We start from the raw sequence: 25365 nt of genomic DNA on the forward strand, positions 1-25365 counted from the left end.
TTATGGCTACGCATCAAGAACACATACACGCGACTGACGATAACAGTAGGGGTCATCTTCAAGGTGACTGTGAAAGCTGCTTTGGCTTGTGCTGTGTGGCATTGCCTTTTGCTGCTTCCTCTGACTTTGCTATCAATAAAGACGCAGGCAAGCCCTGTAGTAACTTACAGGCAGACTTCCGGTGTGGTGTTCACACAAAGCTGAGGAAGATAGGCTTTCGCGGTTGTACTGTCTACGATTGTTTTGGAGCTGGTCAAAAGGTGTCTCAAGTCACTTATAGCGGCCAAGATTGGCGTAAAGAACCCGGATCAGCGAAGCAAATGTACGAAGTATTTCCGATCATGTGGCAGCTGCATGAGCTACTCTGGTATATAACGGAGGCGTTGACCAAGCAAGCTGCCCAGTCCCTCCATCCTACATTGAAGGAAGCGTTGGAGGAGACACAACGCCTGACGGATCACAGTCCTGAGGACATCCTGAAGCTGGACATCGCTTTTCATCGAGCAAAAGTTAACGAACTATTATTGCAGACAAGTGAATTGGTACGTAAGGACGCGGTTACCAAATACAAAGCGGGTAAGCAAGGAAAAACCTATGGCCGAGGCGCTGATCTCATCGGTGCCAAGCTCAAAGGCGCTGATTTACGAGGAGCCTATTTGCGCGGCGCTTATTTGATTGCTGCTGATCTGAGAGGAGCAGATTTGCGGGGCGCTGATCTCATTGGTGCAGATTTTCGCGATACAGATGTGAGCGGAGCGAACTTGACGGAGACGTTGTTTCTCACGCAGGTTCAGCTCAACGGGGCGAAGGGCGATGCAAGCACCAAGTTGCCACCTTCGTTCACGCGCCCACCGCACTGGGATATATGCAAAGCATGAAGATGTAAAAAGCAGGATGTCATTCGTTGACAACCTGCTTTTTGCTAGTAAAAGAGAGGGAACTAGAATTGCCCGATAAATTGAAGAAAAACATGGCGCTGGCGATTTCTAGGAATCCAGTCATTTGATTATCCCCAAGTCCAGATGCATTTTTACAAGTTTGGATTTGAATGCAACCCAACGATTTCGATTACTTCGACTACCGCTACCCTTTTCGGACCTTCCATGAAATATCCGATCACCCCAAGCTCAACTCTTTTAGTGTGCACCTCTTTACGCATGTGAGGGAAAAGAATCCACATGCGTGCAGTTCCTTCTAAAGGAACAGGGCTACCACTATCTAAAATGATCTTTCCGTTAGCATCCTCAAATTCAGGATGTATGGCAAATATTCCAGTTATTCTTATGTCATCTCCATCGTAAGAAAAATCACTTCGATATCCTTGAAACGGTGTTGCTTTTCTCCCGCCTTCATTTTCAGAGTAAAATCGATACTTTACTCGAAAATCAGGGTGGTGCTTCCTTATTTCTTCATACGGTATCCACATGTCATTTCCTCCGATCTTAGAAAAATATTGTTAATACATTTCAGCTTTTTCCGTATTAACTAGCGTGAGTCTCACAACCAAACAAATTGCGCAATTTGTTCATTCCATTTAGAAGGGAGGGGAAGTAGTTGGAAATGGCCCAAGTGAACACAGGCATCTGCCAAAACGAAGAAAACGATAGGCAAACAGAAAGCATGTCGACCGAAACGTTTGCCCAAATTTACGGTGAGTATTACAAGCGCGTCTACAAATATATTTGCTATCGGATCAACAATCACTATGCAGCAGAAGAAATATGTAGCCATGTGTTTGAAGTTGTTATTTCTAAATACAGCAGTTATTCACCTGCTAAATCAAACTTTGAAGTCTGGTTGTTTGCAATCGCCAGAAACGCAGTGACAGATTACTTCCGCTCACAGAAAAAAAGAATGAGTTTTTCACTGGATTCTATTCTGGATATGGTCCTGCCGAAGTCATCTCCGGAAGAAATTGTGATCAAGGGCGACAATCATCAAGCGTTATTTCAAGCACTGGCGAAGCTGAGTGACAAAGAACGCAATATCATCGCCATGAAATATGCGGCTGGACTAAAAAACGCGGAAATAGCAGACCTGCTTGGTGTCAGCGGTTCAAATATCGGCGTCGTGCTCTACAGATGCCTAAAAAAGCTACAAAAAGAATTGCAAAGAGGGGGCTTCCACTATGAAGAGTAAGCATGATCTAGACGATTTTCGTGAACTCACCGACTTGCTTACTGATCTGGAGCTGGATGACACCACTCCAAAAGCCAACATATACAATCGGCTGAAATTCAAATTGGAATCAGGAAACATACAACCAAATGATAGCAAAAAGGACGGGATCTATATGAAAACGAATAAATGGAAAGCTGCCACAGTTAGTGCTGTTGCTGTTGTTTGCCTTTTAGGTGCATTCTCGACTACATCATTTGCCCAAGGAATGCTCCAGACGATCCTGGCACGCTTTCAGGTGGGAAACATGGAAATTACCCAATATGATAAAGAGCTGCCTGCTACACAGTCCAATACCGAAGGAAACGAGACACGTGCAGAACGCAAAGCCCCCCCACAGCTAACATTGGAAGAAGCACGTGCAGCTAGCAAAATGGACTTTCCCGCACCGACATGGCTGTCAGAGCATTATTCCTATGTAAACACGGTTGTTCATGGCGAGGGTATGGTAGAAATTCAGTATAAAAAAGAGGAAGAGTTTCTTTCCTTGTTGATTTCAAACGGTGGCGAAAACGGCATCAGCACGACAGAGGGTGTCAAGATCGAAACAATCGGCGGGAAAAAGGTTTATTTCGCCAACGGGATCGTGATTTGGGAGCATGAAGGATTCACGTACGAGCTGTACCAGATGGCAGAGAAGAGCTTTGATGCTGCGACCATCGGCAACATCATCGAATCCTTGTCAACGAAATCCGCCAAAAAATAAGCGGTTGTTAGCGCATTTTCTCTTGGGGCTTTGTTAACTGAATAGGGGAAAGATGGACCCGTAGAAGGGTCCATCTTTTCTACATACGATAACTTTCGATATATTTTAAAAGAAAGTGAATAAATTACACATTTATCAAAATAAGTAGAGGCGCATAAGTCTAGCTAAAATCAAGGAAAAATCCTAAACAGTCACAGACTGTTAAAAATCATGTAACGAATCGGACACCCTCTAGGGTCAAAAGTCCTGCTACAATTATACATGACCGGAAACATACAGGGTAAAACAAACAAAAAACTCTCTCACGAAGATGAATGCGCAAAGGGGGTTACAAGAGAGAGAATCATTTGTGAATTTTTTCACATATATTTGTGATATTTTTCACAAAGTCGTAATAAATGCGGGTTTCCCCACTGGTATAATTCCGGTACATAAAGGCCAAAACGCGAAGAGAAAGGGATCTTGTACATGGATATAGTGGATTTGGGACGACTTCAATTTGCGATAACAACTATCTTTCATTTTGTTTTTGTGCCGATTTCCATCGGGCTGTCATTATTAGTAGCCATTATGGAAACGATGTATGTGGTAAAAAAGAATGACTTGTATAAAAAAATGGCCAAGTTTTGGGGAACCTTTTTACTCATAAATTTTGCTGTCGGGATCGTGACAGGGATTATGCAGGAGTTCCAATTTGGGATGAACTGGTCTGATTTCTCACGATTCGTCGGCGACGTATTTGGAACACCGCTAGCGATTGAGGCCCTCTTAGCATTCTTCCTCGAATCGACTTTTATTGGACTATGGGTGTTTGGTTGGGATCGTTTGTCCAAAGGTGTGCATCTCGCATGTATTTGGCTCGTATCCATCGGAACGATTCTTTCGGCTCTTTGGATTCTGGCAGCCAACTCGTTCATGCAGCAGCCAGTCGGCTTCGCTATCAATAACGGACGTGCAGAGATGGTCGATTTCTTCGCGCTCCTTACCAATGGACAATTACTATATGAATTTCCGCATACCATTTTTGCGGCATTTGCGACAGGTGCCTTCTTGGTAGCAGGTATCAGTGCTTGGAAGCTGTTGAAAAAACAAGACGTTACATTCTTTGTGCAATCTTTCAAAATTTCGATCGTGGTAGCATTGATCTCCTCACTTGCTATTGCTCAATTCGGTCATGGTCAGGCACAGTATTTGGTTGCTACCCAACCGATGAAAATGGCAGCGAGTGAAGGGCTGTGGGAAACAAGCTCAGACCCAGCTCCTTGGACGGTTTTTGCAACGATTGATCCAGAAAAACAAGAAAACGGTTTTGAAATAAAAATTCCTTACTTGCTTAGCGTCCTGACGTACAACTCACTTTCAGGTTCTGTACCGGGCATGTTGGAATTGCAGGCAGAGTATGAGAAAACCTACGGTCCAGGAAACTACATTCCACCAGTTCGGACGACTTTCTGGAGCTTCCGCATCATGGTAGCAGGCGGTAGTGCAATGATTTTGCTGGCTTTGTACGGGGCATACCTGACCTTCCGCAAAAAGCTGGAACAGCCAAACAAGCGGTTCATGCAGTTGATGGTTGCGGGTATCTCACTACCGTTCATCGCAAACTCAGCTGGGTGGATCATGACGGAGGTAGGTCGTCAGCCGTGGACGGTATTCGGGCTACTGCGTGTTGAAGATTCGGTTTCGCCAAGCATTAGTACAGGAGCGGTATGGTTCTCTCTTATCGCCTTCACGACGATTTATCTAATCCTGCTTTGCCTCTTGGCTTATCTGTTTGCTCGTGTGGCGAAAAAAGGACCGGATATGGATAGTCATGAGGAAGTAAAGGATTTACAGCTTCAGGATCCATTTGATCGTGTAAGGAGTGAACGTTATGGAGCTTAATGAACTGTGGTTCCTGCTCATTGCCGTTCTGTTTACCGGATTTTTCTTTCTCGAAGGCTTCGACTTTGGTGTAGGCATGGCGACGCGCCTGCTATCACGAAATGATTTGCAAACCCGGGTTTTGATCAATACGATTGGCCCGTTCTGGGATGCCAATGAAGTTTGGCTGATTACAGCCGCTGGTGCGATGTTCGCAGCGTTTCCCGAGTGGTATTCCACGATGTTTAGCGGGTATTATCTCGTGCTTACGCTGATTCTGCTTGCGTTGATTGGACGCGGGGTAGCATTTGAATTTAGAGGCAAAGGGAAAGGTGAGGCTTGGAAAAAGACGTGGGACGCAGCGATTCTGATTGGAAGCTTTGTACCGCCGATGTTGTTCGGTATGATCTTTGCCAGCCTGGTGAAAGGTGTGCCGATTGATCAGAATATGGAAATGACTGCGGGCTTCTCTGACATTGTGAATGGTTACTCGTTGTGGGCAGGAGTGACAGTTACAGGACTATGCTTGCTGCACGGCCTGAACTTCATCTCGCTGCGCACGGTAGGCGAGTTGCGTGAAAAATCACGTGTACTGGCGGCAAAGCTGTTGCCAATGCAAGCGGTTCTCATGGCGGTGCTTGTAGGGTGGACATTCATGGTAACCGATCTGTTTGAGCGTCAGGGTGTTTTGTTGACCGCAGCTGTACTCTTGGGTATTGTCGCTTTTGTACTGGCTCGTCACTACTTGAGACAAGGCAGGGAAGGATGGGCTTTCGGGATGACAGGTACGATGATCCTGTTGACGTTCGTCTCGATGTTTATCGGTTTGTTCCCACGGGTGATGGTCAGCACGATTGATAGCGCGTTTGATTTGACCCTCTATAATGCAGCTTCGAGTCCATACACGTTAAAAGCAATGACCATTGTTGCAGCAGTGCTTTTACCGTTTGTGCTAGCCTATCAGGCTTGGAGCTACTTCGTTTTCCACAAACGAGTCACTGAAAAGGATCATTTGGAGTACTAATGGACAAGGAATTGTTCCGATTACAAGGAATCCGACCGGTTATGCTGCTGCTAGCCGGTCTTTCCCTCCTACAAAGTGCGGCGATTATCGGTCAGGCACTGCTTTTGGCGAAGTCGATCGCAATCTTGTTTGAAGGTCAAGCGGTTCAGATGGCGTATCAGCCGCTTGCACTGTTTTTGGTCACGATAGCCGCTCGTCATACCATCGTTTGGCTGCAAAAGAAAGTCGCTGGCCGTTTTGCTGAAGCTTCTAGTGAGTCTTTGCAAGGGCGAGTTCTATCCCGATTGTTCGAGCGTGGTCCACGTTTTGCCGCCAGTGAAGGAAGCGGAAAGCTTGTTACGCTTGTCCTGGAAGGTGTAGAGCGTGTACGTACTTACCTGGAGTTGTCTGTTCCACGTACGCTAGATATGGTTTTTGTTACGTTTCCGCTTCTGGCATTTGTCTACATGCAAGATGTGATTTCTGGACTGATCCTGACGGTAACGATGCCTGTTCTCATCGGATTTTTTATCGTACTCGGTCTGGCGGCGCGTAAACAAGCAGACAAACAATGGCGCTCGTATCGAATGCTATCCCATCACTTCACCGATTCGCTTCGCGGGCTTGCGACGCTCCGGTTTTTGGGACGCAGCAATGACCATGGGGAGACCGTCGGTAGAGTGAGCGATCAATATCGATCTGCTACGATGCGTACGTTGCGCGTCGCGTTCTTGTCATCATTGGCACTCGACTTCTTCAGCATGCTGTCGGTTGCATTTGTGGCGGTCGGTCTTGGGTTGCGGCTGATTGAAGGAAACTTTGGGTTTGAAACGGCATTGGTCATACTGATTCTTGCACCGGAATACTTTTTGCCAGTAAGGATGCTGGGATCGGACTACCACGCCTCATTGGATGGCAAGGAAGCTTTGGGGACTATTCGTACCATTATAGATAGTGCCGCTACAGATGAACATAAGGAGGAAACACAAGCAACGAATAGCCAGACGTCTCTGACAGGCGGATGGGATGGGACGATTACTTTGTCCCATATTCGTGTCGTCGGTGAGGATGGCAGACAGCTACTGGGTGAGATATCTGGGGAATTGGGCAGCAACATGAGAAGAGTGGGCATTGTTGGAGCGAGCGGGGCTGGAAAATCAACCCTTCTCGGAGTGCTAGGCGGATTTTCTGATCCCGAAGCTGGTGTGATACAAGTAGATGGGCAACACATTACGGGGGATGCGAAGCAGGAGTGGCAACGGCAAATCGCTTACATCCCACAGCATCCGTATTTATTCAATCAATCGTTGGCGGATAACATTCGCTTCTATGAGCCGGAAGCGACGCAGGAACAGGTGGAGCAGGTGATTCGTGATGTCGGTCTTGCAGAGCTGGTGGACAGCTTGCCAAATGGCTGTGACGAAATCATTGGCGAAGGGGGCCGCACGTTAAGCGGCGGACAGGCACAGCGGGTTGCATTGGGACGTGCGCTGCTTGGCAACCGACCAGTGATTTTGCTCGACGAGCCGACCGCTCACTTAGATATTGAAACGGAATGGGAGCTAAAACAGACCATGTTGTCGGTGTTGGGGGACAGGCGTGTATTTTTGGCCACACATCGTTTGCATTGGATGCGAGACATGGATTGGATTTGGGTAATCGACCAGGGACGACTGGTGGAAGCGGGTACCTATGAACAGCTCGTTGCACAAAAAAGCGTATTTTATCGGTTGTTGACAGCTGGTGCCAAGGGGGAGAAAGGATGAAGGAAGCGCGAGAAGGCAATCAGGGGTGGTTTCTTCCATACTTTCGCCAATTTTTCTGGCAGTTTGCCGTAGCGGCTTTGCTGGGAACCTTGGCAGTGGCATGTGCGGGCGCTTTGCTTTATACGTCCGGGTATCTGATCTCTCGCTCCGCACTCAAGCCTGAAAACGTCTTAATGGTCTATGTTCCCATTGTACTTGTCCGGGCTTTTGGCTTTAGCAAAGCAGTCATTCAATACCTGGAGCGTTTGGTTGGACACGATGCAGCTTTGCGTGTGTTATCGCGTATGCGTGTGCGTTTGTACCAGGCCATCGAGCCGCAAGCACAGCTCCTCCGCACTCGTTTTCGTACGGGAGATCTGCTTGGTGTACTTGCGGATGACATCGAGCAACTACAAAATGTCTATCTGCGCTTTGTGCTGCCTGCTGTATCGGCGGTTCTCCTCTACGGGGCAGGTATTGTGGCACTGGGAAGAATGGACGGGATGTTCGCGCTGCTGATGGCGTTGTACTGTGGGTTTCTGCTGTTTGTTGCACCCGCAGTAGTCTTGTGGTCATCCATTGCAAAGAGTCGTCGGTTCAAGCAGGAGAGACAGGCAGCATATCGGGAGCTGACTGATGCTGTTTTTGGCATGAGTGACTGGATTCTCAGTGGTCGTACACAGCAGTTTCTCCAGTTGTTTACAAGACGGCAAAAGTCAGCTGCCCAGATCGAAAACTCCATTCGACGCGGAGAATGGCGAGTCCAGTGGATGTCGCAGTGTGCAATCGGTGGAGCCATTGTCTTACTGGTCATCTGGGCGGGCGGACTTGCCGCTGCGAATCAGATACCTGCTACGTTGATTGCTGCGATAGGGCTGGTCGCATTTCCGTTGATGGATGCGTTTGCCCGTATTTCTGACGCTGTTGTGCGAATGCCAGAATACAAGGAGTCTCTGGGGCGGCTTCGGGAGATCGAGGGCGGTCGTCCAGCCAGTGTGGAGGCGCAGAAGGAAAAGGTGGCTGATCAAGCAGGGGGCAGTTTGAAGCTCGATCATGTTCATTTTCGCTACCCACAAGCCAGCGGTTGGAGTGTGCAGGACGTGTCTTTTGAGGTGGCTCAAGGAGGGAAAATCGCGTTGCTCGGTCGCAGCGGAGCTGGTAAATCGACGATACTGAACTTGATTCGAGGTGCCATACAGCCGGAAGCAGGTCAGGTGACAGTAAATGGGCAGCCTGTCCAATCAGAAGAGGATTCTGCTTGTTTGTTTTCCGTGTTGAATCAGCAGCCGTATTTGTTTGACACAACCGTAGCCAATAACATCCGGCTTGGACGACCCGATGCGTCCGATGAAGAAGTGCGTGCTGTGACAGCTCAAGTCGGTCTGGATCAGCTGATTGAATCCCTACCGGACGGTTATCAAACACGGATGCAGGAAACCGGTTTGCGCTTCTCTGGCGGAGAAAGGCAGCGTATAGCCCTTGCCCGGATTTTGTTGCAAAACAAGCCGATTGTTCTCCTTGATGAGCCGACGGTGGGATTAGATCCGTTGACTGAACGCGATCTCATGACAACGATTTTCCGTGTCTTGCACGAGAAAACATTAATTTGGGTGACTCACCACTTGAGCGGTGTAGAGCAAATGGACGAGGTCATTTTTATGGAGCAGGGAGTCATCTCGATGCGAGGGACACATGAGCAGTTGTATCAGGACAATCCAAGGTATCGCAACCTGTATACATTGGACTGTCCGTTGGCGTCTGTGATGGAAATATAAGAAGAGGAAGACAGGCTGTTCCGGAGCGGGATAGCCTTTTTCGTTTAAGAGAGGGCCTCGCTGGTTACACCCCGGTAGTAATGGGTGTGCCCGTCATCATAAGTGGTTTGCCCTGAAAACTCGTGGTAATGACTTCCGTCCGGCAGCGGAATAGGCGGACCCGTCCATCCCCTGTAGTGATGTACATGTCCATCATTAAACGTAGTGGTTCCTTCGTAATAATGGACATGCCGATCTCTCATTCCTTCTGGGGATGACGTTCTGCCACGTATTCGGTGACGATGACGACCCGAAATGCTTGTCAGTGTGTCATAGCCATGAAAATGCCCGGGCCGATCGGCAAATCGAATAAAGCGTAATGAATGAGAGTGCTGAGAGCTCATCAAGAAACGCCCCTTTGCATGCATTTATCACTAGTAAATGCGTTTGTCAGGCGTTTCGAAACGGACATTCGTCTATGCGTTCAATAACTTGCAAATGAGAACACTAAAAGCAAAAGAGCCTTCCTCAGTGGAAAAGGCTCTCGTCTGATTAAAACAGTTTTTTCCCCATGATATGATCGAATGGAATCACGCCAATGACTCTACTATCATCGCTATTGTTGCGATTATCTCCCATCACAAACACATGGTTTTCCGGTATGACGATTTTGGCATCAGGTACGTTGACCATCTTTTCTTTTATGTACGGCTCATTTAACGACTGACCATTCCGATACAGGCTCTCGTTCTTAAACTCCAAAGTATCGCCGGGTTTGCCAATGACTCGTTTTACCCAGAATGTTTTGGCATCGCTTTTCCCCATGGCGAGCATGAGGAGAGGATTTTCAAGGATGTCATCTTGTAACGTACGATCTCGGTCTACACGGCTGTCGATCACGACAATATCGTTGTACTCAGGGAGATAAGAGAATGTGTGGGACAATTTCGACACATAGATGCGTTCGTCGTTTTGCAAAGTGGGCACCATCGATTGTCCATTCACTTTAAAAGGTTGGAGAACAAATATGTTAACCAGAATCGCGAGTGAAAGGGAGATGCCCAACGTTTTGGTCCAGCCCCATATATCTTTTACGCTTTTCAAATCAGACCGCATCCTTCCACATGACAGATTACTTTGGTGTGGCTATTGATTAGTACGTGAAGTGGTGCTTTTTGGTTACGTAAATGAAAAGAGAAGCTTGGGAAGCAAAATGAATTAAGCAAAAAAGCTGAAAAAGATGACAGCAAAAATGCCACTGGGGACAGAGGCGAGCAGGAAATAAAAAGTCCATTTCCATCTGCTTTTATAATCTTGCACTTCATGTTCTTTGTAATAGGCTGAGGGGGCGCTAAGGGCGTTATAAACCATTAATCCAGCTAGTGTAAGGAGACCGAATGCAAGGTACTCCGCATAATTGCCAGCTTGATCGATGTTCCCCGTCTTTATTGCTATGATCATACAGAGGATCTGCAAAGCAGCTCCAAAACCAAGTGCCTTAAGCATGAGAACCACCTGCTATTTTTAGGGGAATTTAACTGTAATTACGTTTAAAAGGATAAAACGTTTCAATCAGATTAAATCTTTTTAACAAACGAAACCCGGTCGTTTCCATTTCCATCATAATTAGAAGTCACAACGATTCCATCCACCATTTTATCTCCTTTTTCAACCGTAAAACCTAAGTTGGTGTGGAAGGAGATTGATCCTTTATTAACAGGAGAGGTAATGCATCGAATCGTATCGCATCCTTTTTGTTTTATGGTTTGAAAGAAATGGTGGTATAATTCGCGGCCCCATCCATCCTTTCGTTTGTCCGGATGTACCCCAACGAAGTGAATGTAAGCTTCTCCAGGGAACGTCTGGGACAAGAAGCCGATGAGGAAAGCGATGACTTCTCCATTCTCTTCAACAATAAAGCTCGTTGACTGGAAATGGACAAAAAACAGCTTGGGTAACATATCAGACATTTGTCGCCCACCCCACCAGTCGTTGAGGACCGAAATAACTTTAAGATAGTCTTGCTCTTGTACATTTCGGATTTGCATCATGCGTGCCTCCTTCATGCTCACTGTGACAAGTCTTTCTGTTCGGGCAATTTTTCCCAGACTACAATGATTAGCGTTGCGATAGGGCCGAGGAGTAAAGAGAGAAAAAACCAATTAAGGCCGCTACGATTTTTTCCTTGAGCTAGTCCAGCGTTGATGAGGGCCAATGTACCCCAGCCAACAAAATATTGATCTTCCATTTTCGAATCTGCCTCCATTGTTGATAGGTTGCTCCTATCATATACGTAATGAAGAAAATAGAGTTGCTAAGAGTTTTACAAAATGTGTATGAACAAACTAAAAATGGCCAATCGAAAGCGAAGGGCCACTGAGAGGAACGTAATCCACTTGGTCGAGGTGTCAGTCTGTTTTGTTACGCGGTTATTTATACAATATGTCATCCCGTAGTGACTCTACTTTGCTCAGAGCATCGGAAATATCTTCTTCGCTGACACCAAAGTGAGTCAGGGCATCACGCAAATGCCTAACGATGGCATCAAAATGAATGGGTTGCAGATTCATCCCTTCGTGAACCTTTGCCATGGAGTGTCCTGTGTATTGATTTGGACCACCGAGGGCATAGCTGATGAACTTTGTTTGGTGTCTACGCTGTTTTTCCATATCGGTGTTTTTGAAAAAGTGGTTCACGGTGTCATCGGCTAAAACTAAATCATAAAAGTAGTCCACTACTTTTGCGACCGTATCTTCCCCACCATATTTCTCGTAAAACGTGCTCATCATTGGCCTCCTTAGGAAATTTGCTTCCCTTATATATTCCACGATTGATGGAAACTTATTAAAGAAAAGCCCGCAAGCTGATGCCGATTGCATTTCGACGTCAGTCTGCGGACTAGATGTATGTCATGTGCGCTTTGTTTTAGCCAACTTTCCTGATCACTTTCGAATTTCCACCTGAACTGATAATGATCCATCCTTCAGGAACAGGTGAGGCTTGCAGTACCTCAATCTGTGTTCCGTTAGGAGCACCATTGACATTTCTGATCACATTCGATCCTCCATAGGTTCGAACCATGATCCATCCTTTTGGGATAGGCGAAGCGAGCATCACTTCTACCTCCGTGCCGTACGAAGCATTATCAACATTTCTGATTACATTCGATCCTCCAAAGGCTCGAACCATGACCCATCCGATTGGAATAGGCGAGGCGAGCATTACCTCTATCTCCGTACCATAAGAAGCACCGTTCATATTCTTGATTACATTCGATCCTCTAAAGGCTCGAACCATGACCCATCCGTTTGGGATAGGGGAAGCTAGCAGCACCTCTACCTCCGCGCCATAAGAAGCACCGTTCACATTTCTGATCAGGTTCTGCGTTCCTAAACTTCTAACGATAACCCATCCGGCTGGAATAGGGGAGGTAAGCGACACCCAGATTTCTTCCCCATATGTGGCGTTTCTGATTTTTTTATTGGAAGCGTAGGTGGTTGCCTTTTCCTGTGTAGGGAGCGCTGCCCCTTGGACTTGTGTGGCTAGAGAGGGTACTACGACGACTGAACTTAATGACAGGATAATAAGTGCTTTTTTAAACATGAGCATCAACCTTTCTGAAATGGTGAATGTTGTTTAGAAAACGTTCATCGAGTAGTAATCAATTGTTGTATATTACTAAAAATATCAATTTATTCCATTCTATACTATTGTCATTCTCATTACTGTAGGAGATATTGTCGAATGCTAGGCAAAGTTGACGATATGTTGAACAGCCGAGAGAAAAGCAAATGACCCTCTCATCAGTTGAGAGGGTTGAGGGAAGGGTAGATTGTTCGCATGCGGAGCGAAATGGAGAGTAGTCCTATTTCATAAAGCTTAAAGCTACTCCAATGGAATAAGGTACAAGCCATAGAATCCATACGATTAGGCTAAATTTATGGAATTGCTTGATTTGATGTTCTTTCTTTTTCCATAGAACGACACAGGCCCACACTGTATGGAAAAACATCAAGATCAAAGCGATCAACCCGGTAATGCCATGCAAATTCAAGCTGGAACCGTCTGCGAGCAATTTCATAAACGTTGTTCCAATCGTGTCGAATACTAAACCCAAACCAAAAAAGATAAGGTGTTTCGACTTTAGCTCTCCAGAACGTTTTTCGCCCCATACTCCAATCGTATAGGCAATGAGAGCAAGATTTATAAAAATCACCGCTGCTGCTAACACGTAAGATCATCTCCTGTTCATTTCTTTTGACTACGCTTGTAAGTGTAATCGTTGAATATGAACGAGAGATGAACACAATCGTTACGTGGTTACGTGTCTAGAGTAAGTATCCGTTAGCAACTCGTTGCGTAGAGAAAAGAGGCTTTCATATGCGAAAGCCTCCATAAATAATCCAAACATTTAAGGAATTGTCACCGACACGGTTCCAACTGCTCTCCCGATTCCAGTGTTCGATACCAATATATAGTATTTTCCTACAGGTAATTCTTTGGTGCTTGTAAAAGTAAAGGATCCGCTACCCTCAAAACGTCCAGTACCTAATGGACGACTAGAACCATCTGCACTCAAGATTCGATAGGTCAAGTTGGGTTTAATGGAGGAAAGCCTGCCTTTCTGCGTTACATGAACAGTAATCTTTCCAGGTGACTGAATATCGAACCATTTAGAGTCAAGTGAGCTTCTACTCTCTAATTTAGTGTAACGCAAAACTTCTGTGGTTTTCGAAACAGGAGCAATCGCCTCTGTAGACTGAGGTTGGGTACTACTAGCTATTGCGCTTGTCGGAATAACAAGCATTGCAGAAAATGCGAGAAGTGTGGATTGGATAAATTTTTTCAAAGTCATAACCTCCAATTTATTTATATTTAACAATACATTACCTTTACACCCAAAAATTAGCAATATTTTCAGGTGGGAAATAATATCTAAAAAGCACCCCTTTTAAAGGAGTACTTAGGCAGCCCATCAAAGCTGAAAACAGCAGCAACCAAGGAATAGGAACTGATGCCCCTTTGAGGAGCACCAGCCCTGCAGCGTTAGTTTTCTAAGTGTGACAGATCATCTGCATCAAACAAGTGTCTCAAGATGGCGTGACTCACCTCGGTAACGGGCTCGAAAACAAAAGCAACTAGGTGTTCGTGCGGCTCCAGATAGTAATTCCTGTAGCCCAGCTGAATCAACTCCCGATTGAGTCGCGCTGCATCTTCGAAACTTGCGTAAAAATACAGATGCTTGGTCATAGTAATCACCTCCTTCCGCAGTAAACCGTAGCAGAAGGAGTAGAGTCACACCAACAATCGCGAGCCTGGTTTCCAATTGAAAAAGGAAAAACCCTTATTTACAATAAGGGTTTTTCCTTTTTCATAACCTGTTGGCTCTACCGATTATCCACTTTTTCCGGATACATATCATGATTCATCATCCGATGACTCGCCATCTCCTCGTACTTTGTCCCCGGTTTCCCGTAGTTGCAATACGGATCGATCGAGATACCGCCGCGCGGAGTGAACTTGCCCCATACCTCGATGTAGCGCGGGTCCATCAGCTTGATCAAATCGTTCATGATGACGTTGACGCAATCCTCGTGGAAATCGCCGTGATTGCGGAAGCTGAACAAGTACAGCTTGAGCGATTTGCTCTCTACCATTTTGATGTCAGGAATGTAGCTGATATAGATCGTCGCAAAGTCTGGTTGACCGGTAATCGGGCACAGGCTCGTGAATTCCGGGCAGTTGAATTTTACGAAATAATCACGGTACGGATGCTTGTTGTCAAAAGACTCCAATACGCTCGGGTCATAGGAGTAGTTGTACGTTGTGCCTTGATTCCCCAAAAGAGTGAGGGAGGATAAATCGCGTTCTTGTTGATGTGCCATATGAGTACAGTCCTCTTTTCTTCCATGTGAGTAAAATATCGTTTAAACGCCTCGTTTATTGCCCCAGACAAGCGCATGTAGTTGGGGTAGAACCTTTGCGTCATTCATGTCAGGTGTCGCCATCGCATGATCGATTAGCCATTCAAAGCTCTCCAAAAGCTTATCCCGAAGCCGAGGCGTATCAGCGTCCGTCAGATCACTGTTTCCTGGCTGCAAGTAGAAAGGTACCTCTGGAAAACGCTGATGAATGGTGCGTGCATAGGCAAAGTCGGCGTCGTCGAAAACAACCACTTTCAGGCTAAGTCCTGGATGTTTTTGTTCCAAAAGCTCGTGTACAATTCGATCAAGCGCTTGAAAATCTGTTTCCATCCCGGAGCTAGGAGGCTTCGGTGAAATCGTAATGTCGTCAATCAGTGGAAGCCATGCTTGCCACTTGCTGCCTTGTGTTTCGATTGCTGTGCGAATGCCATGCTCCTTCAACAGGGCGAGTAAGTCGCCGATGCCAGTCAAAAGCGCAGGATTTCCCCCGGAGATCGTGACATGGGAAAAACGGTCCCCGCCCAAGCGAGTGAGCTCCTCCCAGATCGCCTCGGGAGACATTTGCTGGATTTCATCACGGGCAGATCCATCCCAGGTAAAAGCGGAGTCGCACCAGCTACAACGATAGTCACAGCCAGCTGTTCGCACAAACATCGTTTTTTGTCCGATAACCATTCCTTCGCCCTGAATTGTAGGGCCGAATATTTCCAAGACCGGGATCATTCCATCATCCACTCCCGTCTTACCTCTGCATAGCTGGTCGGTGTCTCGAATAGGCGAACGAACTCCACCCGAGCGTCGTTGTAGTGGTCGCGGTAGGCATCTGACTGCAATTGCTTTTCCATCTCTTCGAAAATCCACACGACCATGTTTTCGGCGGTGGTATTCATTGGAGGGAGCATTTCATTCAGATAACGATGATCCAAATAAATTTCGATGTGCTCTTTCCAGATTTGCTTGATGTCACCGAAATCGATCACGAGTCCGATCTCGTCCGGAAAGCCGCTGATGCCGAAGACGACCGTGTACGTATGGCCGTGGAGATTTTTGCACTTTCCTTCATAGGCGTGTAGATGATGTGCAGCGTCAAAAGTAAATTCCTTGCTTACCAAAACGCGTTTGTTATGGTAGCGAAGCTGTGATTTTTGAATATGAGTACCCAGTGCCTGCATGCGATCGACAATACGAAAATCAAAGTTCGCGCTCATCAGGCTTGTTCTCCAGGTTGATTTTTCTCGGAAAGATAAGTGTCCAGTCCGGCTTTTCGCAGGTGGCAGGCAGGGCATTCGCCACAGCCGTCTCCTTTGATGCCGTTATAGCAGGTGAGGGTATTTTCGCGAATATAGGTGAAGGCACCCAGATCGTCCGCCAGCTTCCACGTTTGTGCTTTGTTCAGCCACATGAGCGGCGTGTGAATCACAAACGGATAGTCCATCGACAAATTCAACGTCACATTCAGTGATTTGATAAAGGCGTCACGGCAGTCGGGATAACCGCTAAAATCCGTTTCGCATACACCGGTAACCAAGTGACGTGCTCCTCGTTGCTTGGCGAAAACGCCCGCAAAGGAAAGGAACAATAGGTTGCGTCCGTCGACGAACGTGGATGGCAATTGGCCTTCTTCCTGGGTAATGTCAATATCTGTGCGGGTGAGTGCATTGGGCGCGAGCTGGTTTAACAGGCTCATGTCCAATACGGAGTTTTTGACGCCGAGTTCTGCGGCAATTTGCTGGGCGCACTCGATCTCCAGCTTGTGTCGCTGCCCGTAATCAAACGTGAGGGTTTCTACTTCGCCGAATTGCTCTTTCGCCCAAAACAGGCAGGTAGTGCTGTCCTGGCCTCCGCTAAAGACGACAACGGCTTTTTCCTTTTTCATTGCTCTCCATCTCCTCTTAATTGAATTGGAAGAAAGAGAGTTCTTGAACTTTCCATCAAAAAAAACAAAAACAATACCAAAGAAAGGTACTGTTATCCGGCTTAGTTTTTTATAGAGGGAGTTCGCGAACCTCTCCCGTGCTGATGCACGGATTTCTTATTTGTGGAACCCAAATGGGCACCTTGAGACATTATACAACAATCTGCGCCGAAGTGGGGGGATTATCGCTTGGAAAAAGATTGACGGATGGAGGGTGCTACTGCTAGTGTTTTTTTCATAATCGATCAACTTGGAGTGGAGCGGGTGATTTTGATGAGAGATGTCCCTTTCGTGGAAGAATATCGCGGCGGCATTCTGGAGAACGTACATAACGGCATCGTGTGCGGCGTGAATGAAAAAGGAGAGGTGGCTTATCGGGCAGGCGATGAGAACCATATCACCTTATTGCGCTCCGCAGCGAAGCCCTTTCAAGCCATTCCCATCGCTAAACGTAAAATTGATGAAAAATTCGGACTGAACAGCAGCGAAGCAGCACTCTTTGCGGCCTCACATCGTGGTGAAGTCTATCATATGGAAGGCTTGGAGTCGATTTTACGAAAGACCGGCATTCAGGAAGACGAATTGCTCACTTGCCCGACTTATCCGCTAAACGAGGAGCCGAAGTTTGCTTGCTTGTCCCAAGGCATAGAAAAACGCAGGCTCTTTCATAATTGTGCAGGAAAGCATTTGGGGTACTTGGCGTTGTCAAAGGATCAAGGATATTCCACTCATGATTACTACAAGGCAGAGCATCCAGCGCAACAGGAGGCATTAGAGGTGTTTGCCAACCTGGCTGACTATCCAAAGGAGCAGGTTCAGCTAAGCGTCGACGGCTGTGGCTTCCCGGTTTTTGCGCTGCCGCTCAAGCACCTGGCAATCGCATATCTAAAGCTCGCGTGCCCGGATCTGATCGAGGATCACTCGACGCGTGAGGCTGTAGGGAGAGTGACAGGATGGATGACGAGCAGTCCCGAGATCATTGCCAGTCACAACTTCATCTGTACAGCGCTTTTAATGGATGAAAATATAATCGCCAAAGGCGGAGCGATGGGCGTATACGGCTTTGCTTTGAAAAAAGAGAGACTCAGCTTCTCGCTTAAGGTACTGAATGGCTCTGAATTAGTATGGCCGCTTATTATTGCATCGATCTTGGAGCAGATTCAGTATGAGAATCAGGAAACCATCGACCGACTGCATGCGCTGGCGCCAAAAGCCATTAAAAACGACAATCAGTTGGTGGTAGGAGAGAAACGACCAGTTTTTGTTTTGAACAAATGCTAATAACGGAGGCGAAGTATCATGCTAGTGGAAGTGATTGCGACTTCAGTTGAGGATGCAAAACGTGCGGAGCAGGGCGGAGCTGACAGGCTGGAGCTCATCTCGGGAATTTTGGAGGGAGGCATTACTCCGAGCTGGGGATTGATTGAGGCAGTGGTCAGGGCGGTTTCCATCCCGGTAAACGTCATGGTGCGACCGCATAGCCAATCGTTTTGCTATACAGCAGAAGAACTTGCGGTCATGCGACAGGATGTACGTATCATCCGTGAGCTTGGGGCAGCAGGTGTCGTATTTGGCATGCTGACACCAGAAAATACGCTCGATCAGCGGGGAGTGGAGCTGTTACTTGGAGAGTCAGGTACTTTGAATGTGACGTTCCACCGTGCTTTTGATGATGCTGTAGATCAAATCGAAGCAGCGCGTATTCTCATGGAATATCCCCAAGTTCGTACCATTCTTACTTCTGGCGGTAAAAAAACGGCCATAGAGGGAGCTGATTGCATCGAGCAGCTCGTCAAGCTGACGGAGAACACACAGCTCACGATTTTGGCAGGAAGCGGATTGTCGCTGGCTAACGTGGGAGACCTCGTGAAACGTACGGGTGTCAAAGAGGTTCATTTTGGATCGGCAGTACGAGAAGAAGGACAGGCTCTCCGATACGTCGATGCAGAGCGAGTGGCAGCCATCAAACAACTACTATAAGCAAAAACAAGCCGACATCTTATTTCTGGAGGGATGCCGGCTTGTTTTTTATTTGCTTCCGTATCCAATAACCGACGATGAGAATCAGCGGATACAGGAACCCTTTTGTTAAATCAAAGAATGGCCAGTACGTATACGTTTCGTATAAAAAAGCTCCGTTTGGAACGATGATAATCGCGATGGCGACAAATAAGATACAAATGGGCATGGTGAGCGACTGATGCTCCTTTAAATGGAGAAGCTGCTTTATACCCACGCAGAAACCATACATATACAGTACGACTTTGAAATAAATGGAGACAAACCACATGAGAGCCATCATTGCTTCCTGCCTTTGAAAGAACTCTCCTACATGGACTCGTTTGGCGAGGGAGTAGCTCGGAAAGGTCTCACGGGAAACTAATTCCGGGCCGAGCACCAAAAGCGATGAGAAGATGACGGCAAGTAGACAAATACTACCGTAAATGGCTCCGCGCAAAAAAGCAGACGTGAGCTTTTGTTTTGCATCGAGGAGCGGAGTGATCATGAGAAAAATAACCAGCTCCGAGAAGGGAAAAGCCGTGACTGCAAATACTCCTCTTATGACGGGCTTTATGCCATTTTCCATGAAGGGGAAAAGGTTCTCGAATTGGAACTGAGGGCTTAACAAAAGTAAAAACATAACGAACGTAAGGACAAACCAGAGGAAAAAAATTTCGCTGGTCCGTGCAAAAGCTTCAAGGCCTAATCGAACAGCGTATATGGCGCAGGCAACGAATAGAAACATGACAGCATGGATGGGTGTTGCTTTCATGATGTGCGTGGTCATGAATTCCCCAATCGTCCGTATATAGACAGCGCCGTTGATTAAAATAGCTCCCAAAAAGAAGAGAGAAAAGAACGTGCCGAGCCAACGCCCAAATATGAGCTTGCTCTTTTCAATCAGCGTTTGTTCGGGGTAGATGCGACCGACTACACAAAACAAGTATACGATGGCTAGCCCCAGTACCATGCCGATCAATCCTGATAGCCATCCATCGTGACTTGCTTCAGTCGCAGGTACGGAAGGTAAAATCAGGATGGAATCTCCTATGGTGATGAATGTTACGAGGATGACAAATTGACGGCTGCCAATCTTATCGGAGTTCTGCATGAAGTCTCACCTTGTCCATAGGTTTATCTTACGTATTATTTCCAAGTTCAGGATGGATAAACGAAACGTAAGCAGGTGTAGTCTCTTGTCTGAAGTGTTTTCCGAATAGTATGATAAAAGGAAAGCGGCAAGAAACGATAAGCCAACAGGAGAAGGGAAGAAAAGCTGTGGAGCTGGAAAAAAGGTTGTCGGCCATTATCGGACAAGCGGAGGGGACTTGGGGCGTCGTTGTGGAGGAACAAGGCTCAGCTAAAGGGACCCGTTTTGAGCATGTACCGGACGAGCGGTTTATTGCGGAGAGTGTGATCAAAGTGCCGATCATGGCAGCCGTTTTCGCGGCAAGTGAGCAAGGGCATTTTCGATTGGATGATCCGCTTGTTCTACGCCAAGAGGATTTGGTTGGGGGATCGGGGATTTTGTACGCGCTATCTCCAGGCTTAAAGCTTACGATTCGCGACTTGGTGACCCTCATGATTATTCAGAGCGACAATACGGCGACAAATATGCTGATTGATTTGGTAGGAAAAGCGAAGATCGACCAGACTATGATCGATCTGGGAATGCGCCAAAGCTGTTATTCACGCAAGCTGATGATTTATCCACTCGACATCACAGAAAACAATAAGATAACGGCTGGGGATGTTGCGAGTATGCTAGGTCAAATGGCAACGGGCAGTTATTTGTCTGAGCATGCCTGTAAAGAGATGATCGCCATTATGAAAAAGCAGCAAGTCCGTAATGGTCTGCCGTCCCAATTGCCAAATGAGGAAGAATCCAATTATCCTGCATGGGAACTGCCGTGTAAATCGGGTTGGGATACCGGCAGACAGCATGATGTAGGCTTGCTGTATACGAACAATCGCTGCTTTTCCATTACGGCCTTATCCAAAGATGTAACCGCTCAATCCGCTCTGAACACACTAGGATTACTGGGAAGAGCTGTGTATGATTACGCCATTTTGGCTGTTGATTAGATCGGCAGCTTTTTCATTAGTTGATAGCTAAAACGTGCTTGGAGGCTGCATCGATCTCTTGCAATTCAGACGATGTCAAAGAAAACCGCATGGCCTTGACATTTTCCTCCGCATGATGGACTTTGGAAGCGCCTGGAATCGCAAAGACCGTTTCATCATGAGCGTGAATCAACCAGTTCAAGGCGATTTGTGTAGCGGATGCATCGTATCTGTGTGCCAGCTCCTCGAGGACCGTGATGAGGGGCTGAGACTTTTTTAGCCCGGCAGAACGAAAGGTGGATGTCCATTTTCGGGGACCTGTAATGGACTGGACAAGGGCTGGATTCTTATGAAATTTGCCGCTTAGAATCCCTTGCTCAAGCGGAGAATAGGCGATAATCGCAATGCCCAACTCTTTTGCCGTATCCAGGATCTCGTTTTGTTCGATCCTTCTGTCCAGCAGGCTGTATTTCACTTGATTGGAGATAAGACGCAGACCGTGCTCGCGCAATACGCGATCGGCTTCTCGCATACTCCTGGCAGAAAAGTTACTGACGCCCACGTTCTGAATCTTGCCTTGCTTGACGAGCTTGGCCATTTCATTCATTTCGCTTGCAACAGAAGATAAGGAGTACGGCTGGTGGACTTGATGCAAATGGATGGTGCGGTTATCGAGCAAACGAATGCGTTCGTCGATTGTATTCCCGATACTTTTAGCGGTGCGCAGGACAGGCCACCATTTCGTTGCAATATGAGCGGAATCCGCTAGTGGCCCGGCGTCGTTTAAGGCTTTTGCCAGCATCTGTTCTGATTGACCTTTGCCGTATACTTCCGCAGTATCAAACCAGTTTATGCCCCCACGCAAACTCGTCTGCACAATTTGTAAAACATCGTGAGGTCCAATGACAGGCCAAAACTTCCCCACCATTCCCTGTCCATTGCTGAACTGCCAGCAGCCGAGGCCTAGAGGAGAAAGCATCAGGTCTGAACTGCCCAATTTACGTAATACAGGCGTTTCGATTGCTCCCAAGCCACTTCACCTACTCCCATTCTATTATTGATTTAAGATACTTTCTTCCAATACAGCATACTTGTCGCCGTATTCCTTAATGATATGCTTTTCGCCCCATAAGCAGAGCGAATCGAGAATACTTTTCAAGGTCCAGCCGTACTCGCTGAGCTCATACTCCACTTTTGGCGGAACCTGATTGTAAATAATCCGGTTGATGATGCCATCGTCTTCAAGCTCTCTCAGTTGCTGCGTCAGCATCTTCTGCGTAATACCCGGCATCAGTCTTTTCAACTCACTTGTACGTTTTTTTCCGTGAGTCAGGTGACACAAAATAACACATTTCCATTTACCGCCGATGACTTCGAGTGTGGCTTCCACTGATATGTTATACTTCTTCTTCACAGTTGATTTCCTCCTGAATGATAGGTACTTTTTGGTGCCTATCACACAAAAAAGTGCGTACTTTTTCTTTTGGTTAGTTTCTCTCATAATAACACTTGTCAAACGACATGAAGCACACTGGGCGACTGGAAACAGTCATCCTAACATAGAGCCAAATATGGAGGAGACAAGCTATGCCAAAACATTTGCAAGATACGACTACGCTGTACAACGGAGTAAAAATGCCTTGGGTGGGTCTAGGTGTTTTTAAAGTAGAGGAAGGTCAGGAGCTCGAGCAAGCTGTAAAAACAGCAATCAAGCACGGATACCGCAGTATCGACACAGCCGCTATTTATAACAACGAAGAAGGTGTTGGCCGTGGAATCCGTGCAGGTTTGCAGGAAGCGGGCATCACGCGAGAAGATCTTTTTGTTACCTCGAAAGTATGGAATTCGGATTTGGGGTATGAGTCCACGTTGGAAGCATATGAGACGAGCCTGAAAAAACTCGGGCTGGAATATCTGGACTTGTACCTCATTCACTGGCCGGTAGAAGGAAAGTTCAAAGAAGCATGGAGAGCATTAGAGACGCTATACAAAAAAGGGTTGGTAAAAGCTATCGGGGTAAGCAATTTCCACGTTCATCATTTAGAGGAACTGCTTAAAGACGCTGAGATTAAGCCGATGGTGAACCAAGTGGAATTCCATCCGCGCCTGTCCCAAGATGAACTGCGTGCCTACTGCAAGGAGCAAGGGATTCAATTTGAAGCATGGTCTCCGCTGATGCAAGGACAACTATTGGACAATCCAGTACTAAAGGGAATGGCAGAAAAATACGGGAAGTCCATTGCTCAAGTCATTATACGCTGGGATTTGCAAAATGGCGTTGTGACCATTCCAAAGTCGACCAAGGAGCATCGAATCGTCGAGAATGCATCCGTATTTGATTTCGAACTGTCGAAAGAAGACATGGAAATGATTCACGCGCTGAACCAAAATCACCGAGTTGGTCCAGACCCGGATAACTTTGATTTTTAATAGCTGACAGCATACAAAAAAACTCCTGATGATTTCAGGAGTTTTTTCGTTGAGGAAAAGGAGTAGGAATCAAATGACTTCTGGTAACTGAATGTCGTCCATGGTTACCACACATTCAAATTGATTGGGGGAGTCGTGGTGAACATGCTCCTTGAGAATACCCATTTTCACGAAAAAGCGCAGGCTGGTGTAAACGGTTGAGAGTGTGATGTTTGGCATCTCGTTCTTCAAAGCATGGTAAACGTCTTTGGCTGTATAGTATTTCCGATTGTTAAGCATAAGAAGGAGTACGGCTCTTCTTTGGATGGTTAATCTTTTTCCTAGATGCTTTACTTGTTGTGTGACACTGACAATATGATGATCCATTACAGGTCACCCCGTTCTTATATTATAATAATTACTATATTATAATTATCCTTTTTATTTTGTGTGCAGTCAACTTTTTCTTTCCATATCTTATCCAGCTCTTGGCTTGCGCGTGCATGTTTCTGAGGGATGCGTAAATCTTACATAAGAGGGATGAGGAAATAGGGGTTTTCTTTTCGACCAAAACATGGTAGTGTATGTGCGGATTTTGCTTACGTGATAATGTCAGGAGTGGAACCATGTGGCACGAAAAAGACGAACCGCAATCCAGATGAACAGTCCGCAGCGAAAAATACTCGAATACGGCATGCTGGTTCTAGGATCGCTAGTATTGGCAACAAGTTTCAATCTGTTTCTGAATCCAAACCAAATTGCTTCTGGAGGCGTTTCTGGGCTGTCTACGATTTTGCATAACTTGTTTGGCTTTTCTCCAGCAGTCGTGCAATGGGCAATGAATATTCCTTTGTTTCTATTAGGATTTAAACTACTCGATCGGCAATACAGTATGAAGGCGGCGGTTGGTTCGATTGTTCTCCCATTGTGTGTCATGCTGACCAGTCACCTGCAGCCGTTAACGACGAACCTCCTGCTGGCAAGTATTTATGGGGGAATCGGGGTAGGGCTTGGGATTGGTATCGTGTTTCGGGGGAGAGGATCGACGGGCGGTTTTTCCATTGCATCACAAATCCTCCACAAATATTCAGGGTTTAGCTTGGGTGCATGTGTAGCTGTATTTGATGGACTAGTGATCTTGTTTGCGGGGATTGTATTCGATCCGGAAAAAGCATTGTATGCACTTATCGCGTTGTTTGTGACCAGCAAGACGATTGATATTGTTCAGATGGGCTGGAATACATCCAAGGTCGCTTATATCATTTCGAATGAAACAGATACGCTGAGAGAAACCATCTTGTATGATTTGGATCGTGGCGTCACTTTGTTGGATGGTGCTGGTGGATATACCGGAGACGCGCGTAAGGTGCTCATGGCAGTGGTTAGCCAAAGTGAAGTGAGTAAGCTGAAAATCATGGTGCGTTCCGTGGACCCAGATGCCTTCATTATTTTGTGCCCTGCTCAGGAAGTGTTGGGAGAGGGCTTTCGAGCGGGTTAATATTATATATAGAAGAAAAGAGCGGTGGGGGAGTCGTTCCACTGCTCTTTTTTTGTTCGATTTTTATTCTGAATGAAATTATTTTAGATTTTCTATTGCATTTAAAATTTATACGTGCTATATTAAATCTCGTGAGCGGGACACACACGAAACGCACACAACGAAAACAAACAAATGCCGGTGTAGCTCAATTGGTAGAGCACCTGACTTGTAATCAGGGGGTTGTGGGTTCAAGTCCTATCGCCGGCACCACTACATAATCTGTAGTAGGGAAATGAATCAGAGCGCTGGATAGCGCGGAATGC

Annotated in this window: 31 protein-coding genes, 1 tRNA gene and 1 riboswitch; of the genes, 13 read left to right on the forward strand and 19 right to left on the reverse strand. The window is 46.5% G+C overall.

What is annotated here, in order from left to right:
- Positions 1–2: 2 nt before the first annotated feature.
- Positions 3–878, forward strand: coding sequence for a pentapeptide repeat-containing protein (locus tag POF51_RS18580; RefSeq protein WP_069848357.1), 876 nt, complete (start codon positions 3–5; stop codon positions 876–878).
- Positions 879–1030: 152 nt separating this feature from the next.
- Here the strand turns inward: POF51_RS18580 and POF51_RS18585 are convergent, their stop codons facing one another.
- A complete protein-coding gene (locus POF51_RS18585) occupies positions 1031–1426 on the reverse strand; it encodes a hypothetical protein (RefSeq protein ID WP_069848355.1) in 396 nt (131 codons plus the stop codon).
- Between the two features lie 134 nt (positions 1427–1560).
- Between POF51_RS18585 and POF51_RS18590 the strand changes: the two genes are divergently transcribed.
- The 6 genes from POF51_RS18590 (at position 1561) to cydC (ending at position 9270) form a co-directional block, all read left to right on the forward strand.
- The gene (locus tag POF51_RS18590; RefSeq protein WP_069849110.1) at positions 1561–2139 is read left to right on the forward strand and encodes a sigma-70 family RNA polymerase sigma factor; all 579 of its coding nucleotides are present in this window, start codon (positions 1561–1563) and stop codon (positions 2137–2139) included.
- Positions 2129–2884, forward strand: coding sequence for a hypothetical protein (locus tag POF51_RS18595; protein WP_069848352.1), 756 nt, complete (start codon positions 2129–2131; stop codon positions 2882–2884). Before POF51_RS18590 ends, POF51_RS18595 begins: the two co-directional genes overlap by 11 nt.
- Positions 2885–3352: 468 nt before the next feature.
- Positions 3353–4768: a cytochrome ubiquinol oxidase subunit I gene (locus POF51_RS18600; RefSeq protein ID WP_069848350.1), complete on the forward strand. Its 1416-nt coding sequence runs from the start codon at positions 3353–3355 to the stop codon at positions 4766–4768.
- A complete protein-coding gene (cydB, locus tag POF51_RS18605) occupies positions 4758–5771 on the forward strand; it encodes a cytochrome d ubiquinol oxidase subunit II (RefSeq protein ID WP_271755879.1) in 1014 nt (337 codons plus the stop codon). Before POF51_RS18600 ends, cydB begins: the two co-directional genes overlap by 11 nt.
- Positions 5771–7516 carry a thiol reductant ABC exporter subunit CydD gene (cydD, locus tag POF51_RS18610; protein WP_069848345.1) on the forward strand — a complete coding sequence of 582 codons (1746 nt, stop codon included), beginning with the start codon at positions 5771–5773 and terminating at the stop codon, positions 7514–7516. The genes cydB and cydD overlap by 1 nt, the downstream gene beginning before the upstream one ends.
- Positions 7513–9270, forward strand: coding sequence for a thiol reductant ABC exporter subunit CydC (cydC, locus tag POF51_RS18615; protein WP_069848343.1), 1758 nt, complete (start codon positions 7513–7515; stop codon positions 9268–9270). The genes cydD and cydC overlap by 4 nt, the downstream gene beginning before the upstream one ends.
- Before the next feature lie 44 nt (positions 9271–9314).
- On the opposite strand, the gene POF51_RS18620 is transcribed toward cydC, so the two are convergent.
- From POF51_RS18620 to queC, 14 genes are all read right to left on the reverse strand, one after another.
- Positions 9315–9653: a YmaF family protein gene (locus POF51_RS18620; protein WP_083261653.1), complete on the reverse strand. Its 339-nt coding sequence runs from the start codon at positions 9651–9653 to the stop codon at positions 9315–9317.
- A gap of 148 nt (positions 9654–9801) precedes the next feature.
- Positions 9802–10365, reverse strand: coding sequence for a signal peptidase I (gene lepB, locus POF51_RS18625; RefSeq protein ID WP_069848341.1), 564 nt, complete (start codon positions 10363–10365; stop codon positions 9802–9804).
- 102 nt (positions 10366–10467) lie between these two features.
- Complete coding sequence (locus tag POF51_RS18630; protein ID WP_069848338.1) at positions 10468–10755, reverse strand: hypothetical protein; 288 nt, start codon at positions 10753–10755, stop codon at positions 10468–10470.
- Positions 10756–10826: 71 nt separating this feature from the next.
- Positions 10827–11297, reverse strand: coding sequence for a GNAT family N-acetyltransferase (locus POF51_RS18635; RefSeq protein WP_069848336.1), 471 nt, complete (start codon positions 11295–11297; stop codon positions 10827–10829).
- Between the two features lie 20 nt (positions 11298–11317).
- Entirely contained in the window at positions 11318–11497 is a 180-nt protein-coding gene (locus POF51_RS18640; protein ID WP_026043294.1) for a hypothetical protein, read from the reverse strand.
- A gap of 181 nt (positions 11498–11678) precedes the next feature.
- The gene (locus POF51_RS18645) at positions 11679–12035 is read right to left on the reverse strand and encodes a group I truncated hemoglobin (protein WP_069848334.1); all 357 of its coding nucleotides are present in this window, start codon (positions 12033–12035) and stop codon (positions 11679–11681) included.
- A gap of 139 nt (positions 12036–12174) precedes the next feature.
- The gene (locus tag POF51_RS18650) at positions 12175–12852 is read right to left on the reverse strand and encodes a hypothetical protein (protein WP_069848331.1); all 678 of its coding nucleotides are present in this window, start codon (positions 12850–12852) and stop codon (positions 12175–12177) included.
- A gap of 262 nt (positions 12853–13114) precedes the next feature.
- A complete protein-coding gene (locus tag POF51_RS18655) occupies positions 13115–13480 on the reverse strand; it encodes an HsmA family protein (protein ID WP_017251157.1) in 366 nt (121 codons plus the stop codon).
- Positions 13481–13660: 180 nt separating this feature from the next.
- Positions 13661–14098: a hypothetical protein gene (locus POF51_RS18660; RefSeq protein ID WP_017251156.1), complete on the reverse strand. Its 438-nt coding sequence runs from the start codon at positions 14096–14098 to the stop codon at positions 13661–13663.
- A 197-nt stretch (positions 14099–14295) separates the two neighbouring features.
- Positions 14296–14499, reverse strand: coding sequence for a hypothetical protein (locus tag POF51_RS18665; protein WP_017251155.1), 204 nt, complete (start codon positions 14497–14499; stop codon positions 14296–14298).
- 137 nt (positions 14500–14636) lie between these two features.
- A complete protein-coding gene (gene queF / locus POF51_RS18670; protein WP_007729714.1) occupies positions 14637–15134 on the reverse strand; it encodes a preQ(1) synthase in 498 nt (165 codons plus the stop codon).
- Positions 15135–15176: 42 nt separating this feature from the next.
- Positions 15177–15896, reverse strand: coding sequence for a 7-carboxy-7-deazaguanine synthase QueE (gene queE / locus POF51_RS18675; RefSeq protein ID WP_069848329.1), 720 nt, complete (start codon positions 15894–15896; stop codon positions 15177–15179).
- Positions 15893–16381, reverse strand: coding sequence for a 6-carboxytetrahydropterin synthase QueD (gene queD / locus POF51_RS18680; protein WP_017251153.1), 489 nt, complete (start codon positions 16379–16381; stop codon positions 15893–15895). Before queD ends, queE begins: the two co-directional genes overlap by 4 nt.
- On the reverse strand, positions 16381–17049 hold the full coding sequence (gene queC / locus POF51_RS18685; RefSeq protein WP_017251152.1) for a 7-cyano-7-deazaguanine synthase QueC: 669 nt from the start codon (positions 17047–17049) through the stop codon (positions 16381–16383). Before queC ends, queD begins: the two co-directional genes overlap by 1 nt.
- Before the next feature lie 95 nt (positions 17050–17144).
- Positions 17145–17188, reverse strand: a riboswitch (PreQ1 riboswitch).
- A 173-nt stretch (positions 17189–17361) separates the two neighbouring features.
- Here queC and POF51_RS18690 point away from each other — a divergent pair.
- Positions 17362–18369, forward strand: a complete 1008-nt coding sequence (locus POF51_RS18690) for an asparaginase (protein ID WP_069849108.1) — start codon at positions 17362–17364, stop codon at positions 18367–18369.
- A gap of 18 nt (positions 18370–18387) precedes the next feature.
- Positions 18388–19068, forward strand: coding sequence for a copper homeostasis protein CutC (locus tag POF51_RS18695; RefSeq protein WP_069848327.1), 681 nt, complete (start codon positions 18388–18390; stop codon positions 19066–19068).
- A gap of 19 nt (positions 19069–19087) precedes the next feature.
- Here POF51_RS18695 and POF51_RS18700 read toward each other — a convergent pair whose 3' ends face one another.
- On the reverse strand, positions 19088–20200 hold the full coding sequence (locus POF51_RS18700) for a GerAB/ArcD/ProY family transporter (RefSeq protein WP_069848325.1): 1113 nt from the start codon (positions 20198–20200) through the stop codon (positions 19088–19090).
- A gap of 167 nt (positions 20201–20367) precedes the next feature.
- On the opposite strand from POF51_RS18700, the gene POF51_RS18705 reads away from it, so the two are divergent.
- Complete coding sequence (locus tag POF51_RS18705; RefSeq protein ID WP_069849106.1) at positions 20368–21174, forward strand: serine hydrolase; 807 nt, start codon at positions 20368–20370, stop codon at positions 21172–21174.
- Positions 21175–21190: 16 nt separating this feature from the next.
- Here the strand turns inward: POF51_RS18705 and POF51_RS18710 are convergent, their stop codons facing one another.
- Both POF51_RS18710 and POF51_RS18715 read right to left on the reverse strand, forming a co-directional pair.
- On the reverse strand, positions 21191–22132 hold the full coding sequence (locus tag POF51_RS18710; protein WP_069849104.1) for an aldo/keto reductase: 942 nt from the start codon (positions 22130–22132) through the stop codon (positions 21191–21193).
- 75 nt (positions 22133–22207) lie between these two features.
- Positions 22208–22567 carry a winged helix-turn-helix transcriptional regulator gene (locus POF51_RS18715; protein ID WP_017251146.1) on the reverse strand — a complete coding sequence of 120 codons (360 nt, stop codon included), beginning with the start codon at positions 22565–22567 and terminating at the stop codon, positions 22208–22210.
- 173 nt (positions 22568–22740) lie between these two features.
- On the opposite strand from POF51_RS18715, the gene POF51_RS18720 reads away from it, so the two are divergent.
- The gene (locus POF51_RS18720) at positions 22741–23583 is read left to right on the forward strand and encodes an aldo/keto reductase (protein WP_069848323.1); all 843 of its coding nucleotides are present in this window, start codon (positions 22741–22743) and stop codon (positions 23581–23583) included.
- Between the two features lie 69 nt (positions 23584–23652).
- On the opposite strand, the gene POF51_RS18725 is transcribed toward POF51_RS18720, so the two are convergent.
- Entirely contained in the window at positions 23653–23949 is a 297-nt protein-coding gene (locus tag POF51_RS18725; RefSeq protein ID WP_069848322.1) for a Fur family transcriptional regulator, read from the reverse strand.
- 241 nt (positions 23950–24190) lie between these two features.
- Here POF51_RS18725 and POF51_RS18730 point away from each other — a divergent pair, with 241 nt between their 5' ends.
- A complete protein-coding gene (locus POF51_RS18730) occupies positions 24191–25060 on the forward strand; it encodes a YitT family protein (protein ID WP_017251143.1) in 870 nt (289 codons plus the stop codon).
- 176 nt (positions 25061–25236) lie between these two features.
- Positions 25237–25312: transfer RNA gene (locus tag POF51_RS18735), tRNA-Thr, on the forward strand.
- The last annotated feature ends 53 nt before the right edge of the window (positions 25313–25365 follow it).

It is taken from the genome of Brevibacillus sp. AG (assembly GCF_028369215.1).
Classification (GTDB): domain Bacteria; phylum Bacillota; class Bacilli; order Brevibacillales; family Brevibacillaceae; genus Brevibacillus; species Brevibacillus porteri.

What these genes read in the sequence shown, in the direction of transcription:
- POF51_RS18580 (WP_069848357.1), top strand. Translation starts at nt 3, where the DNA reads ATGGCTACGCATCAAGAACACATACACGCGACTGACGATAACAGTAGG.
- POF51_RS18585 (WP_069848355.1), bottom strand. Translation starts at nt 1,426, where the DNA reads ATGTGGATACCGTATGAAGAAATAAGGAAGCACCACCCTGATTTTCGA.
- POF51_RS18590 (WP_069849110.1), top strand. Translation starts at nt 1,561, where the DNA reads ATGGCCCAAGTGAACACAGGCATCTGCCAAAACGAAGAAAACGATAGG.
- POF51_RS18595 (WP_069848352.1), top strand. Translation starts at nt 2,129, where the DNA reads ATGAAGAGTAAGCATGATCTAGACGATTTTCGTGAACTCACCGACTTG.
- POF51_RS18600 (WP_069848350.1), top strand. Translation starts at nt 3,353, where the DNA reads ATGGATATAGTGGATTTGGGACGACTTCAATTTGCGATAACAACTATC.
- cydB (WP_271755879.1), top strand. Translation starts at nt 4,758, where the DNA reads ATGGAGCTTAATGAACTGTGGTTCCTGCTCATTGCCGTTCTGTTTACC.
- cydD (WP_069848345.1), top strand. Translation starts at nt 5,771, where the DNA reads ATGGACAAGGAATTGTTCCGATTACAAGGAATCCGACCGGTTATGCTG.
- cydC (WP_069848343.1), top strand. Translation starts at nt 7,513, where the DNA reads ATGAAGGAAGCGCGAGAAGGCAATCAGGGGTGGTTTCTTCCATACTTT.
- POF51_RS18620 (WP_083261653.1), bottom strand. Translation starts at nt 9,653, where the DNA reads ATGAGCTCTCAGCACTCTCATTCATTACGCTTTATTCGATTTGCCGAT.
- lepB (WP_069848341.1), bottom strand. Translation starts at nt 10,365, where the DNA reads ATGCGGTCTGATTTGAAAAGCGTAAAAGATATATGGGGCTGGACCAAA.
- POF51_RS18630 (WP_069848338.1), bottom strand. Translation starts at nt 10,755, where the DNA reads ATGCTTAAGGCACTTGGTTTTGGAGCTGCTTTGCAGATCCTCTGTATG.
- POF51_RS18635 (WP_069848336.1), bottom strand. Translation starts at nt 11,297, where the DNA reads ATGCAAATCCGAAATGTACAAGAGCAAGACTATCTTAAAGTTATTTCG.
- POF51_RS18640 (WP_026043294.1), bottom strand. Translation starts at nt 11,497, where the DNA reads ATGGAAGATCAATATTTTGTTGGCTGGGGTACATTGGCCCTCATCAAC.
- POF51_RS18645 (WP_069848334.1), bottom strand. Translation starts at nt 12,035, where the DNA reads ATGAGCACGTTTTACGAGAAATATGGTGGGGAAGATACGGTCGCAAAA.
- POF51_RS18650 (WP_069848331.1), bottom strand. Translation starts at nt 12,852, where the DNA reads ATGTTTAAAAAAGCACTTATTATCCTGTCATTAAGTTCAGTCGTCGTA.
- POF51_RS18665 (WP_017251155.1), bottom strand. Translation starts at nt 14,499, where the DNA reads ATGACCAAGCATCTGTATTTTTACGCAAGTTTCGAAGATGCAGCGCGA.
- queF (WP_007729714.1), bottom strand. Translation starts at nt 15,134, where the DNA reads ATGGCACATCAACAAGAACGCGATTTATCCTCCCTCACTCTTTTGGGG.
- queE (WP_069848329.1), bottom strand. Translation starts at nt 15,896, where the DNA reads ATGATCCCGGTCTTGGAAATATTCGGCCCTACAATTCAGGGCGAAGGA.
- queD (WP_017251153.1), bottom strand. Translation starts at nt 16,381, where the DNA reads ATGAGCGCGAACTTTGATTTTCGTATTGTCGATCGCATGCAGGCACTG.
- queC (WP_017251152.1), bottom strand. Translation starts at nt 17,049, where the DNA reads ATGAAAAAGGAAAAAGCCGTTGTCGTCTTTAGCGGAGGCCAGGACAGC.
- POF51_RS18690 (WP_069849108.1), top strand. Translation starts at nt 17,362, where the DNA reads ATGAGAGATGTCCCTTTCGTGGAAGAATATCGCGGCGGCATTCTGGAG.
- POF51_RS18695 (WP_069848327.1), top strand. Translation starts at nt 18,388, where the DNA reads ATGCTAGTGGAAGTGATTGCGACTTCAGTTGAGGATGCAAAACGTGCG.
- POF51_RS18700 (WP_069848325.1), bottom strand. Translation starts at nt 20,200, where the DNA reads ATGCAGAACTCCGATAAGATTGGCAGCCGTCAATTTGTCATCCTCGTA.
- POF51_RS18710 (WP_069849104.1), bottom strand. Translation starts at nt 22,132, where the DNA reads ATGCTTTCTCCTCTAGGCCTCGGCTGCTGGCAGTTCAGCAATGGACAG.
- POF51_RS18720 (WP_069848323.1), top strand. Translation starts at nt 22,741, where the DNA reads ATGCCAAAACATTTGCAAGATACGACTACGCTGTACAACGGAGTAAAA.
- POF51_RS18725 (WP_069848322.1), bottom strand. Translation starts at nt 23,949, where the DNA reads ATGGATCATCATATTGTCAGTGTCACACAACAAGTAAAGCATCTAGGA.